At 41.4% G+C, this 13,190-nt stretch carries 14 protein-coding genes; all 14 read right to left on the bottom strand.

The genetic code is table 11. The features are described 5' to 3' along the window. Positions 1-3: 3 nt before the first annotated feature. The gene (nuoK, locus tag MTT29_RS07770; protein ID WP_004317991.1) at positions 4-306 is read right to left on the bottom strand and encodes an NADH-quinone oxidoreductase subunit NuoK; all 303 of its coding nucleotides are present in this window, start codon (positions 304-306) and stop codon (positions 4-6) included. Further along, positions 303-839 carry an NADH-quinone oxidoreductase subunit J gene (locus MTT29_RS07765; protein WP_107796827.1) on the bottom strand — a complete coding sequence of 179 codons (537 nt, stop codon included), beginning with the start codon at positions 837-839 and terminating at the stop codon, positions 303-305. Before MTT29_RS07765 ends, nuoK begins: the two co-directional genes overlap by 4 nt. Further along, positions 832-1,470 (bottom strand): NADH-quinone oxidoreductase subunit NuoI, encoded by a 639-nt coding sequence (nuoI, locus tag MTT29_RS07760; RefSeq protein WP_148789904.1) that lies wholly within the window; start codon positions 1,468-1,470, stop codon positions 832-834. The genes MTT29_RS07765 and nuoI overlap by 8 nt, the downstream gene beginning before the upstream one ends. 8 nt (positions 1,471-1,478) lie before the next feature. After that, on the bottom strand, positions 1,479-2,474 hold the full coding sequence (gene nuoH / locus MTT29_RS07755) for an NADH-quinone oxidoreductase subunit NuoH (protein ID WP_004318044.1): 996 nt from the start codon (positions 2,472-2,474) through the stop codon (positions 1,479-1,481). Further along, positions 2,467-4,767, bottom strand: a complete 2,301-nt coding sequence (locus tag MTT29_RS07750; RefSeq protein WP_429800260.1) for an NADH-quinone oxidoreductase subunit G — start codon at positions 4,765-4,767, stop codon at positions 2,467-2,469. The genes nuoH and MTT29_RS07750 overlap by 8 nt, the downstream gene beginning before the upstream one ends. Next, positions 4,764-5,474: a hypothetical protein gene (locus MTT29_RS07745; RefSeq protein WP_429800259.1), complete on the bottom strand. Its 711-nt coding sequence runs from the start codon at positions 5,472-5,474 to the stop codon at positions 4,764-4,766. The genes MTT29_RS07750 and MTT29_RS07745 overlap by 4 nt, the downstream gene beginning before the upstream one ends. Further along, positions 5,471-5,701: an NADH-ubiquinone oxidoreductase subunit E family protein gene (locus MTT29_RS07740; protein WP_107805423.1), complete on the bottom strand. Its 231-nt coding sequence runs from the start codon at positions 5,699-5,701 to the stop codon at positions 5,471-5,473. Before MTT29_RS07740 ends, MTT29_RS07745 begins: the two co-directional genes overlap by 4 nt. Then, positions 5,698-6,927, bottom strand: a complete 1,230-nt coding sequence (gene nuoD, locus MTT29_RS07735) for an NADH dehydrogenase (quinone) subunit D (RefSeq protein WP_429800258.1) — start codon at positions 6,925-6,927, stop codon at positions 5,698-5,700. Before nuoD ends, MTT29_RS07740 begins: the two co-directional genes overlap by 4 nt. After that, positions 6,924-7,688: an NADH-quinone oxidoreductase subunit C gene (locus MTT29_RS07730; RefSeq protein WP_429800257.1), complete on the bottom strand. Its 765-nt coding sequence runs from the start codon at positions 7,686-7,688 to the stop codon at positions 6,924-6,926. Before MTT29_RS07730 ends, nuoD begins: the two co-directional genes overlap by 4 nt. Next, a complete protein-coding gene (locus MTT29_RS07725; protein WP_021083979.1) occupies positions 7,685-8,197 on the bottom strand; it encodes a NuoB/complex I 20 kDa subunit family protein in 513 nt (170 codons plus the stop codon). The genes MTT29_RS07730 and MTT29_RS07725 overlap by 4 nt, the downstream gene beginning before the upstream one ends. Then, positions 8,179-8,568 (bottom strand): NAD(P)H-quinone oxidoreductase subunit 3, encoded by a 390-nt coding sequence (locus tag MTT29_RS07720; RefSeq protein ID WP_103607306.1) that lies wholly within the window; start codon positions 8,566-8,568, stop codon positions 8,179-8,181. The genes MTT29_RS07725 and MTT29_RS07720 overlap by 19 nt, the downstream gene beginning before the upstream one ends. A gap of 107 nt (positions 8,569-8,675) precedes the next feature. Then, the gene (locus tag MTT29_RS07715; protein ID WP_429800256.1) at positions 8,676-10,310 is read right to left on the bottom strand and encodes a multidrug ABC transporter permease/ATP-binding protein; all 1,635 of its coding nucleotides are present in this window, start codon (positions 10,308-10,310) and stop codon (positions 8,676-8,678) included. Beyond that, positions 10,310-11,674: a coproporphyrinogen III oxidase family protein gene (locus tag MTT29_RS07710; RefSeq protein WP_429800255.1), complete on the bottom strand. Its 1,365-nt coding sequence runs from the start codon at positions 11,672-11,674 to the stop codon at positions 10,310-10,312. Before MTT29_RS07710 ends, MTT29_RS07715 begins: the two co-directional genes overlap by 1 nt. A 185-nt stretch (positions 11,675-11,859) precedes the next feature. Then, positions 11,860-13,179, bottom strand: a complete 1,320-nt coding sequence (locus MTT29_RS07705; protein WP_429800254.1) for a hypothetical protein — start codon at positions 13,177-13,179, stop codon at positions 11,860-11,862. Positions 13,180-13,190: the final 11 nt, after the last annotated feature.

Genomic DNA, 13,190 nt, shown 5'->3' with positions numbered 1-13,190 from the left:
CTCTTAGCCTTTCATATTTGTCATCGAATCTAAACTGATGCTGCCAGTCTTTTTATACCAAAGCACGAGCAGTCCAAGCCCCACAGCGACCTCGCTGGCAGCGATGGCTACTATAAAAAATGCGATGATCTGCCCAGTTAGATCAAAGTAGTATTTCGAGATAGCTGCAAGCGCGATGTTTGCTGAGTTTAGTAAAATTTCGCTTGAGAAAAAGAGCATTATCAAATTTCTTCTTCTCATTATGCCAACTAGCCCTATGACAAAGACTAGGCTTGCTAGGATGAGATAGTGAGTAAGTCCTATCATAGCATCTCCTCAAGGCTGCTTTGCGCATTCATGTCTTTGTGTATCAAGATGATGCCAGCTACCATCGCCACAAGTAGCATGATAGCGCACATCTCAAAGGCTAGCAGATACTTGCTAAAGAGCAAAATTCCAACCGCTTCGATGTTGCCAAGACTAGCTAGGGTAGAATTTACCACCTCTTGCTTAGCGCTATAGATCGGTGCTAAAAAGATAAATATCAAAAGAAGCGCTATGAAGCTACTTAAAAGATAGACGATGATCTTTGCTTTTTTGCCACTTTTTGGCTCGCACTCCTTGCTGGTGTCAAAAAACATCATCGCAAATGCGTATAAAACGACCACCGCGCCTGTATAGACGACGATTTGCACCACACCTAAAAACTCAGCCCCAAGCAAGAAAAATATAGCTGAGATAAAAACCATGCCAGCAGCTAGCGCAGAGACTGCGTTTAGGGCGTTCTTGCAAAGCACGCTAAAAGAAAAACTAACTAATATAAGGGCGCTAAAAAGATAAAATGCAAAGCTCTCATACATCGCTTGACCCTTTTAAATTTATATCCATCACTTCTGCCTTATCTTCATTTGTAAGCGCATTTGGCGTCTTTTTCACTAGGCTACTAGCATTTTTAGGTAGAGCGCCATAGCCCTCAAACTCGGCTTGATCTTTTAAAAATTTATCATCTGTTAAAAACTCAGCCTTTGTGCCAAAGAGGATTTTGTTTTCACTTGCGACCTCGTACTCTTGCCCACAGACGATAGCAAGCTCAGGGCAGACATCAGCGCAAAATCCGCAATATACGCACCTGCTTAAATTTATCGTGTAGCTTGCGACCTTTTTGCGGCCATCTTCGCCAAGAGAAGTTTTCATCGAGATGCAGTTGCTAACACAAATTTTCTCGCATAATCCACAGCCTATGCAGCGCTCATTTTCGCTTTCAACAAATTTTAAAAGCCTATGAATCCCCCTATATCTGGCGTTTAGCTCCATCTTTTGCATAGGGTATTTTAGAGTGTGCGACTTGCTAAAGAGCATCTGCTTTAGCGTGATCTTTAGCCCCACCAAAAGATCAAGCTTAAAAGTAGCGGCGATGAAGTGCTTAAATTTATCAAATGCCCCTTTTGGCTCTATCTTTTCGTCTATCAAAATATATCTTTTCTCGCTCATTTTACGCCTTAGATAAGTAGTGCAAAGCCGGTGATTACGACATTTAAGATGCCAAGCGGAAGCAAAATTTTCCAGCAAAGCATGCTAAGCTGATCAACCCTTAGATGCGGCCACGACGCCCTCGTCCAAAGAAAAAAGAAAAAGACTAGGCTTGATTTTAAAATGATCATCAAAGCACCTGGGATAAATAAAAACTCGTTAAAACCGCCCAAAAACAAAAGCGTGATGATGATACTTGCTGCGATCATGTTGGTGTATTCGCCGATAAAAAACATCGCCCATCTCATGCCACTATACTCAGTGCCGTAGCCTGCCACGATCTCAGTCTCGTTTTCTGTTAGGCAAAATGGCGTTCTGTTGCACTCCACAAAGCTTGCCATTACAAAAAGCACGAAGGCAAGGGGCTGCTTGAAGATGAGCCAGTTAAAGATGCCTTTTTGGTAGTTGTTTATATCAACTAACGAGAGCGAGCTAGTCACCATGACAACGCTTAAAAGTGCCATGCCAGCGACCACTTCGAAGCTAAGAAGCGCCACGACTGCGCGAGCGGCGCTGATTAGTGCAAATTTATTGTAGCTTGCAAGACCTGCTGCAAGTGGCGAAAAGACGCAAACTGCTGCCACGCCAGCGATATATAAAACGCCCACGTTTATATCTGCAAGTATCGGTCTAATCGTATGTCCAAAAACCTCAAACTCAGGCAAAAATGGCACAGGCGCAAGCGCTGCAAATGCCGCGATAGCAGAGATTAGAGGGGCTATTAGAAATATAAATTTATTTGCATTTGCTGGGACGATATCCTCTTTTGTAAAGAGCTTTATCATGTCAGCCACGATCTGAAGCACGCCAGCAGGTCCCACCATATCAGGTCCCACGCGGCGCTGCATGTAGGCTAGCACCTTTCTCTCAGCATAAGTCGCAAGTCCTGCTAGGCTAGCCATGACGGCCAAGATGACGACTGCTTTAACAATAGTTGTTATCACAAAAAATAGCATTTCACTCATTCTCTGCCTTTATTATTTTTACGCTAGCAAAACTCTTGCCCTCAAAAATGGCGCTTACATCAAGCTTATCATCGTAGTCGCCAAGATAGGCCGCCACGCCTCCTAGCTCGCTATCAAGCTCCACGCAAATGGCAAGCTTTTGCCCATTTTTTTCTAAAATGACCGCTTCATTTTGTGAAATTTCAAATTTAGCCATAAACTCACTACTTGCGTAAAGTTTCGCGCGTTTAGCTGTCTGGCTAGCATAGTTTGCAAAAAATGAAGGCAAATTTATAGGATTTGCAAGGCTTATTAGTGCTTCGTCTTCTTTTAAATTTAACTCATTTTTCTCTTTAAAAAATGGCTCTATGTCCTCTTTTGGAGCGAAATTTGAAATTTCAAGCCTGTAGCCTCTGTGGCTTGTGCCATCATTTGCGTAAAAATTTTCTAAATCATCAAATTTAACGCCCCTATAGCCCTTCTCTTTTGGTAGCTGCGCTGTGTAATCAATCGTATTTTTAGCCACTAGCCCAAGCGCATTTGCGATATCGTTTAAGAAGTAGCCATTATGAGCCAAAGCCGCATTTGTCGGTACTACTTCGTTATTTATGCTTGTAAATGTGCCCTCTTGCTGATTTAGCGCACCAGCGTCAAGATCGCCCTCAAAAATGCTAAATTTAAACTCGCCCATTTCATTGTATCCTAGCGTCTTGCCAGGCTTTTTTTCGCATGAAAGCGTGCAAATTTTAGCCACGCCAAGCGAATTCGTTCGAGGTGGTATGAGCATCACACGAAACGGCGTAGCTCTTGCGATCACTCCAGTAAGAGCGGCAAGTAAATTTGCATTTTCATGAGCGTAAAAGTCGCTACCTAAAATGAGCGTAAATTTAGCCTTACCCTCGCTAAGAGTTGCCACTTCTAAGCCAAAGCTCTCTTCAAATTTTTCAAGTCTAGCCTGAAGTGCTACTGGTAAATTCTCACCCCAGTTTTTAAGCACAAAGAGTAAAATTTGCTCCAAATCCCCAGCCTCATAGCTCACACAGGCGAAATTCTTTGAAAATTTCTTCACCACCTCATCAGCGATGTGATGAAAGTAAATTCCACTAGCTTTATTCATCTTAAGGGCGTTATTTAGCTTATAGCTCGTTACTGGGCTCTCGTGGCGCAAGAAGCTACCGGCTGTGATGATAAAGTCGCTATTTTTTAGGCTCTCATAGTCTGCGTTATATGAGCTAAGACCGCTAAATTCGCTAAAAATATTTAAGAAATTTTGAAATTTAAAAGCCTCATCGTTTAGTAAATTTAGGTCAAATTTTTCTCTCAAGCGCTCCAAAATAAGCGCCTCCTCGTTTGTTATGAAGCTATTAAATTTTATATTTTTTATGTTGCCGTTTTTGAAATTTGAGATGAGCTCGTTAAATTTCGTCTCATTTTTGCCTGCTTTTTCGTTGTGAAAGTCGTAGGCAAACCTAGCAGCGCCACTTATCTCGCCAAAGTGAAAGTCGTTGCTAACGCGGTAAATTTGCTTGCTTCTGTCGCTAGTGCTCTTTTCTTTTATGTCGTAATATATGAGCTCGCAGTCGCTTTGGTGCGGATTTGCCGCTGGGACACGGCTTAGCTCCCAGACGTTTGAGCTATACTGAAAATTTGAGCTAACAAGCGCTCCAACAGGGCAGACGCTGATGCACTCACCGCAAAACGAGCAGTCCAAATTTTCGCCAGCGCTTGGGCCAATTAGGCTCTTTTGCATCTTGCTAAATACGGCGTAGGCATCTTTTGGCATGCTATCTTTTAGCTCTTTTGACACTTCAACGCCCCTTGGCACCGTTTTTAGTGCGCTCTCGCCGATCTTATCTTTACAAACCGTAACGCATCTCTCACAGACCACGCAAAGGGCTGGATCGTAGTTTATGAGCCCCCATTTTTTGTGCGGTTTGTGCGTGTCTGTAATGGCAAAGCTTTGCTCATTTACATTTAAATGCGTTGTTAAATTTTGCAATTCGCACTCGCCGCTTTTGTCGCAAACGCCACATTGAAGGGGGTGATTGACGCAGTAAGTCTGCATGATCGCATTTCGCTCAGCAGCGATCTCTGGCGTATTTGTGTAAATTTGCATATCCTCTTTGGCTTTGGCATTGCAGCTATAGACCACTTTGCCGTTTGCTTCGACCATGCAAAGCCTGCAAGCAAGCGTTGGCGAACAGCCACTAAGGTAGCAAAGCGCAGGGATGTAGATGCCATTTGCCCTTGCGATGTTTAGGATGCTCTCGCCCTCGTTTGCCTCTAAAATTTGATCGTTTATGGTGATTTTCATTTGCTAACTACTACTTGTTTAAATGCATATCCATCAAACTCTTTTGCACCAAGAACGGCAACCGTGCCTTTTAGCGCTGGATCAAGCCTAAATTTAGCACTCACGCTAAAGTCTTTTGCCTTTAAATTTAAGGTTTCGCCATCCTTTGCCTTTGCCACGATGCCAAACTGCACGCCACCAACGATCTCATCGCTTGCGTTTTTGTTTAGATAAACGACCGCTCCGTCAAAATTTTCAAGCTCTCTTAGCTCGCTTACTTCTTTGACGCTTGCAAATTCTTTGACATTGCCACCTGCTAAGACGACATTTTTACCTAAAATTTCAAGCAGCCAAAAGATCGCATCTTTATCTGGATGAGTAAAGAGCGAGTCATCGATGATCACGTTTTTAACGTCCTTTATCCACTCGCCAAGCTCCTCAAACTCCTCCTCGCCCACGTTGCACTCGCCGCTTATGAGCCCATCATCAAGCTCGTCGAAAAACTCATTTTGCACCAAATTTGCATACTTGCAAAGAAGCGCTAAGACGTAGCTTATTGATCCTATCTCGCAGCGGATCAAATTTTCGCCACCAAGCTCGTTATCTTCAAAGCATGAGATGTATTTAAACTCGTGCTCTTTTATCTTTTTTGCTAAATTTTCGTCGCTCAAACTTAGTAAATTTGCGATACTTAGGCTCTTGCCTGCTATTAGATCATTAAATTTCATATCTTGCCCTTTTTTATCGTTAATGCCCAATCAACTTGGTTAAATTTAAGCGAGTTCATCACCTCGCAGTTTAGGTTATAAGCCAAATTTACAGCTTTCTCAACACCGCTGTAATCTCCTATCTCAAACAAAAATATCACCACTTCGTCTGGCTCGCTCGCCTTTATCTGCTGCCCAAGAGTGCTCAAAAACTCGCCCTTTAGATGTCTAAGATCGACCCTTCTCATCTATCAACCTCGCCTAAGATGATATTTGTGCTGCCTATTATCGCAGCCACGTCTGCCACATACTGCCCAACTAGCAGATCTTCATAAATAGCGCAGTGCCAAAAGCTTGGCGTGCGAATTTTAAGGCGGTATGGGCTTGCGCTACCGTCTGAGTTTATATAAATTCCAAGCTCGCCCTTTGGTGACTCACTAGCAAAGTAAATTTCGCCCTTTGGTGGCTTTAGCCCCTGAGTTATCAGCACAAAATGCTGCATAAGTGAGTAGTTTTGGCTCATTATCTGCTCTTTTGAAGCGCTTACGTACTCTGGCGCGTCGGCGATGATGGCAGGGCTGCTGGTCTGATACTTGCTAACGCACTGTTTTAAAATTTTCACGCACTCGCGCATCTCTTTCATATAAAGTAGGTATCTTGCGTAGCAGTCGCCCTTGGTGGCATAAGGCACATCAAATTCTAGCTCGTCGTATATGAGATATGGCTCTTCTTTTCTGATATCACGTGCCACCCCGCTTGCTCTTAGCATGACGCCAGAGCAGCCGCTACTAAGGGCTAGCTCTTTGCTAACTACACCCACATAAACAAGCCTTGCTTGCCAAATTCTATTTTCACTTAGCAGGTCTTCATAAAGCGTGATGTCGCTTGGAAATTTCTCACAAAATTTAAGCAGCTCCTCGCACCAGCCATCAGGCAGATCAAGTGGCACACCACCGATCCTTATCGAGCTGTGAGTTAGTCTTGCGCCGCAGTACTTTTCTATGAGATCAAGGACGTATTCGCGCTCTCTAAATGCGTATAAAAAGACGCTCATAGCCCCCACGTCAAGTGCGTGTGTGGCTAAAAATAAAAGGTGCGAGCTGATGCGGTTTAGCTCCAAAAGCATCACTCTAATGATCTGCGCACGGCGAGGCACTTCTATGGCGCAAAGCTTCTCCACAGCCGCGCAAAATGCGTAGTTATTAGCGCTCGATGCTATGTAATCCACCCTATCAGTCACTGGGATAAATTCCTGATAGGTCATATTTTCAGCCATCTTTTCAACGCCTCGGTGCATAAAGCCAACCTCTGGCATAGCGCGCACGACCTTTTCGCCATCAAGCTCAAGCACGAGTTTTAGCTGTCCGTGTGCGCTTGGGTGCTGCGGGCCAAAATTTAGTATCATCTTGCCGTCATTTTGCTCAAATTCTAAATTTTCAAAAAATGGTTTTAAGCGGTTTGGTGCCTGGCTCAAGGTCTTTCCTTTACTATCTGGCTCTCGTTAAATTTAGCCTTTTTGACAAATCTCACGCCGCCTTCTTCTTGATACTCGTAGTCTTCATTTTCATCAAACACACGTGAAAATCCAAAGGTATCTTTCTCATCGATAAAGGCTGGATCGCGGTTCTCTTCGCCGATCTGCTCTCTAAACTCGCTTCCAAAAATTTTATCCACTTCGTACCATTTCGCCGCCTCGTCGCCAACTAACGGATAGCTCTTTAGTAGCGGGTGCGAGTGCCAGTCATCAGGCATTATTAGGCGCTTTAAATTTGGATGATCTTTGATGAGAACGCCACTTAGATCATACATCTCTCGCTCCGCCCAGTTTGCGCTTTTATAAAGCTCGCAAACGCTTTTTAGCATTTCCTCTTTTTTAACAAAGCACTTTAAACGTGCACGCCTGTTTTTACTGATGCTAAGAAGCTGATAAAAGACCTCATATCCGCCCCTTTTTGCTATAAGATCAACCGCCGCAAGCTCGCAAAGCTGCTCGTAGCCAAAGCCCTTTAACGCTTCAAGCGCTTTAAAATTTTCACTAGAATTTACATAAATTACAAGCTGATCAAACTCCACGTAGCTAGATAAAATTTCCACTCCGCTTTGCTCTAAAACAGCCAGCTCTTCGTCAAATTTAGAGCCTACCGCCTCATCCTTTGGCGTCTGCTTAGCTATATAAAATTTCTCGCTGTAGTACTGCTTTTTTTGCAAGTCGTTTTTTGGCTTATACTCTCTCATATATCTAGCTTTCTTGGCTTTTGCGCCCTAAATGCACTTTGTTTTCTTATCTTTTTTTGAAGCATCATAAGTGCGTACTGAAGCGTCTCTGGGCGCGGGGCACAGCCTGGGATGTAGATATCAACAGGTATTATGCGATCTACGCCTTGAACGGTCGAGTAGGTATTAAACATGCCCCCAGTATTTGCGCAGCTACCCATCGAGATGACCCACTTTGGCTCAGGCATCTGATCATAAAGACGCCTTGTAAATTCAGCGTGCTTTTTAGTTAGCGTGCCAGCTATGATCATCACCTCCGAGTGCCTTGGACTAGCGCGAAATATAGTGCCAAATCTATCAAAGTCATATCTGCTCGCCCCGCTTGCCATCATCTCGATCGCACAGCATGCAAGCCCATAGCTAAGCGCCCATAGCGAGTTGCTCCTGCCCCACTGCACGAGCTTATCAACGGTTGTCAAAACTACTGGCAGGCCGCCATTTGCAGCGTAGTTTATCTGATGCTTTGCCATTTAAAGACTCCTTTTTGCCAAGCGTAGGCAAAGCCGACTAGCAGTATCGCCACAAAAAGTAGCATCTCAATGAGCCCAAATAGCCCAAGCAGCCTAAAATCCACCGCCCACGGATACATAAAGATGACCTCAACGTCAAATAAAATAAATAAAATTCCATAAAAAAAGTAGTGGATATTTATCTTATTTGGCTGTTTTACCGTGGTCGGTCCGCACTCGTAAAAGCCAACTTTTAAGCGCTCGGTGTTGCGGTTGGCTAGCTTTTTGCTTATCTTTGAGGATAAAAATGTTATCAGACTAAATGAACAAGTAGCTAACAAAAGTATGATAAAAGCGCCAAGATAGGTGCTGTCAAGCTCTGAGTGTGACATGCCTCTGCCTTTATGAAATTTTCAAAATTCTACTAAATTTAAATTTATTTGACCTTGAAATAGCTCAAGAGTAGCGATGTAAATCTCTTTTTGTGTAAAAAATACTCTTATTTTATCTTTTCCACGGCGTCTTTTGCGGCACTTATGCGCTCTGCTTCATCAAGCTCGCGCACAAAACCATCTTTTACTAAAATGATCCTAGTCGCCACGTCAAAGTAGCTATCATCGTGGCTCACGGCTATGACGCTTATGCCCTTGCTTTGCAAAAATGGCAAAATTTCTTTGTAAAATTTACGCTTAAATAGCGGGTCTTGATCGGCTGCCCACTCATCAAGTATAAGGATAGAGCGGTGCTCTAAGATGGCTATTAGCAGGCTTAGGCGCTTTCTCTGACCGGTTGAAAGCTGCGTGGTGCTAAGTTTATTATCAACGACACTTACTTTTTTATCGATCTCAAGCATGGCCAAGAGCTCCTCTATATCGCTTTGGCTGGCAAAGCCATCACGAGAGAGTGTTTGCGAAAATAGATAAAAATCAGCAAATATTGCGCTTATCTTTGCCTGATAGCTTTGTAAATTTGCCTCATCTATCTTTGTGCTATCAAGGTAAATTTCGCCGCTACTTGGGCGAAGAAGGCCGCAGAGAATATTTATAAGCGTGCTTTTGCCGCTGCCATTTTTACCGATGATAAATGTTATCTCGCCGCGTTTGATCTCTAAATTTACCCCTTTTAGGCTAAATTTGCCCTGCTCGTAGCTAAAATTTATATCTTTTAGCCTGATACTTTGCCACTCATCGCTTAGGCTATCATCAAATTTAAAGCCCTCTTTGAAATCATTTAAATTTAAGTTCATTATCTTTTCTAAGCTCACTTTTGCGCTAAGTGCGGCTGGTATGGAGCCAACCATACTCATAAATGAGCCTCTTAAAAATAGTATCGTTAGGCTTATGCTAAGCGCCGTTTGCAGGCTCGCCCAGCCAAATGCCACGCACAAAAATACGCAAAGTCCGACTGCGCCAAGGAGCATTACATTGGTAAAATTATCGCTTAATGCGTGAAATATATCGGCTTTTACCATGCTTTGACGCTTCTTATCGCCTGTCAAATTTAGCTCATCAAAGCAAATTTGCGCTCTTGCTCTGTTTAGACTAAGCTCTCTATGCCCTTCGACGATGTCGTCGTAGTGTCTTTGCAGCGCGTCATCTTGCGTCCTTGAGTCTTTAAAGTAAAAGTGGATCTTTTTCATCAAAAGCGTGTTTATAAAAAGCGTCGCACCGATCCAAACGGCTAGAAATATAAAAACTTTTGGCGCGATGTAAGCTAGATAAAAGCTCGCACAAACGATAAAAACTAGGCTTTGTATGAAGCCAGTAGCGCTCATAAAGGCAAATGTGATCGTTTTTATGTCGTTGTTTAGACTAGCTATGATCTTTGCCTTGCCGATCTCGTTTATCACGCTATTTGGCGTGTCTAAAATTTGCTTTACGCTTTGATATCTAAGCTCATAGATAAATTTATGCCCAAAATTTGTGAGCGAGATGTTTGCAGCGATGGCGCTTAGAAAAAAGAGGAGCAAAACAACAATAAATTTAACCGCCACAAAGGCGTCAAATTCTTTTAAATTTACAAGTTCGTTGTTGATAAAAGAGAGCGTCCAGACGCCAAGCCCGCTAAAGGCAAGCGTCAGGATCACTATTTTGATTATTGAAAAAAGATTGCTTTTTATTAAATTTGCAAGCATTACATCGCAGCGCGTGGCTGAATGATGTTTTGATCAAATTTTTGCTCGGTATTTTCACTCATGATGCGAAGCACCTTGCTGCGTTTGATCTTCGCGTCATCTTTAAATATCGCGCGCACCTTATCCATGCCAGCGTAGAAGTCACGCATGAGCACGACGCAGATATATTTGCCAAAAAATGTTGGCTTGATAACGCCATTTTCTTCGTAGATCGCATTTACAAGTTTTAGCAAGCTAAGCTCGACAAATAGGTCTTTGTTGATGTTTGCGTTGTTTTGCTCGTTGTAGGTTTTGATATCCACGGCGCCATCAAAAAGCCTTGTTAAAAATGTATATTTTAGTCTCTCTTTTTTGCTAAATGCGCATTTTGCGATGACTGGGCCTTGTCTTGCTTTGACCTTTCTGCCGTAGTCAAGTAGGTTAAAGGCATTTATCACGAGCTCGCCGTCAAGAAAGCTAAATGCCCCGCTACCAACGCCCACGTACTCTAAATTTGAGCCTACATATTCGTCGCGAAGGTCTGCGCTTTTTTCATTTGAAAACGCCCATGCGTTGCTTTGTCTATAGCCGCCTTTAGCAAATTCACTCACAATGATCTCGTAAAATTCTCGCTCATTATCAACGTTTGAGACGCCAAGTGCGCGAGCGATGTTCTCTCTTGTTAGCTCTGATTTCATAAGCGGATAAAATGTTATTTGCTGCGGAGAGATTGATTTTGCGACATTTACGTCGTTTATTATCTGCTCTTTTGTTTGATTTGGTAGGTTAAAGATGAGATCAAGGCTGATAACTGGGATCTTGCCAAGAGCCTGCTCTATCTTTCTTTTTGTCTCCTCGGCCGAGCCAAATTTATCATATCTGCCAACTCTTTTTAGCGTCTCGTTATCAAAGCTTTGCACGCCTACGCTTAAGCGGTCGATGAGGCCGTCAAAACGGCTCAGGCTCTCTGGCGAGATGTGATTTGGGTCGCTCTCGGCTGATACATCTTCGATGCTAAAGAGATCTTTTGCGAGTTTTAGCGTTTTTTCAAGCTCTGGCTCATTTATAAGCGTCGTGCCACCACCCACATAAAGCGATGAAAAGTCAAAGCCAGCCTCTTTTATCTGCCTCATCTCCTCGCGTAAATTTTCAAAGTAAATTTTCGCAAGCTCCTGCTCGTAGTGGTACTTATGAAACGAGCAATACGGGCAAAATGTGTGACAAAACGGCACGTGAGCGTAGAGCATGTACTTTTTGTCTTTTTTTGGAGTTTTGGTGTAAGTCGTGTTTAAAATGTCTATGTTAAATTCGTTATATAGCGATTTTTGTATAGAATTATGAGCGTAATTTACAGCAAAACTCTCAATAATATTTTTAAAAATCATAATTAATCGCCTTAAATAAGTTAGTTTTAATTTAGTCCATTAGGATAGCCAAATTTTAATAAATTTAGCCTTGTAGTAACGTAAATTTTGAGTAAAAAATGCAATCATTTTTAAATTTTTCATTTTTGCAAACCTGCGATTTTTACATATCTAGCTCGCTTTTGCTCTATAAATTTATGCTTAGCCTACTTTTCTTTAGCCCTTGATATGACCTTGCTTGAGTCAAGCTCAAATTTCACTCCATCTCTTGTCTGAAGATAGTAAAATTTACCGATATTGCAAAGTGATTTTATACCATAAATTTTAACTGCTTTCTCATCTATCTCACAAGGCATTTGCTCTTTGCTTTTTGCATCACAAAGTGACTTTGGCAGGGCATTTAGCGCACTTTTATCCACAAGCAAAAATTTATAATCCACGTCGCCTATGTTAAAGGTTTTTGCTGTGTATTTTATAAACAAAAGCGAGTTTGAAACGATCATTAATGTGAGTGTAATATAAAAAATAACAGTAAAGTCTTTTGTTTCTCTAATATTGCCGATACCAAGCATAAATGAAAGCATAAATGAACAAAATAGTATCCAAAGAGTAAAGGATTCACCATTCTTTAAAATAATTATTGAAATAAAAAAAAGTAAAATCATAAGAGTCAATAAAAGTCCAATAATAAAATTTGCTCTATCTTTAAAGAAAATTGTTAAATTTATGCCAACGTACGATGATACAAGTAGCGATATAGTAGTTTGTATGCTAATAGATAGTTTACCATCAACAATACCTAAAATAATAGACGAGATGACTGTTAAAAGATAAACAAAGGTTGAGTTATAAAAAAATAGAAAATTTGGCTTTTTAAATTTGTATTTTTTATCATCGCTTTGGTACAAAAATGAGACAAAAACAAGGACTAATATCTCAAAAGCTGTAACAAGAGCAGTCGCACAAAATAGTAAAATACCAGTAAATATCATTTCTGAGCTATCTAGACTTGGAAAATATCCGATTTCAAAGCCGAAATATACAAAGTAGCAAATCACACTGATAATAGGTACTATGAAATTTGAATGTTTAAAGAAAAAAGAAATACACTCTTTGATAAAGTTTGTCTTTAAATTAGCCGAATATTCACTAAGTCTGTTCTCAAAATAAGTGTTATTTAGCAATTCATTTTTGAGATTTTTAAGATGCTCTTCATCTTTTTGCTTTATATCGTTATAGATTTCGTAATTATTTTCACGAAAATCCTTTGCGATCTCATCTTTTATGTCTAAGATCACGAAGCAAATTCGCTCTTTTAGCTCCTTTAACTCCTTTGAAATTTCAACGTAATTTGTCCTATTTAGCTTCAAATAAAGCTCGTGTTCGCTTTCTAAAAGTGCTATTAGCCTACCTTGTTTGCTGCCTATGATATGAGAGTTTAAGAAACTAGCCTTAATAAAATTTATAAATTTACTAGCCTCTTTTACGCTCTCATATTTTTCACTTAAAATGTCTTGATAACTCAAATTTACCTTTC

The organism is Campylobacter concisus, assembly GCF_050447485.1.
GTDB classification, from domain to species: domain Bacteria; phylum Campylobacterota; class Campylobacteria; order Campylobacterales; family Campylobacteraceae; genus Campylobacter_A; species Campylobacter_A concisus_BQ.
This window is presented reverse-complemented; position numbering and strand designations above follow the sequence as displayed.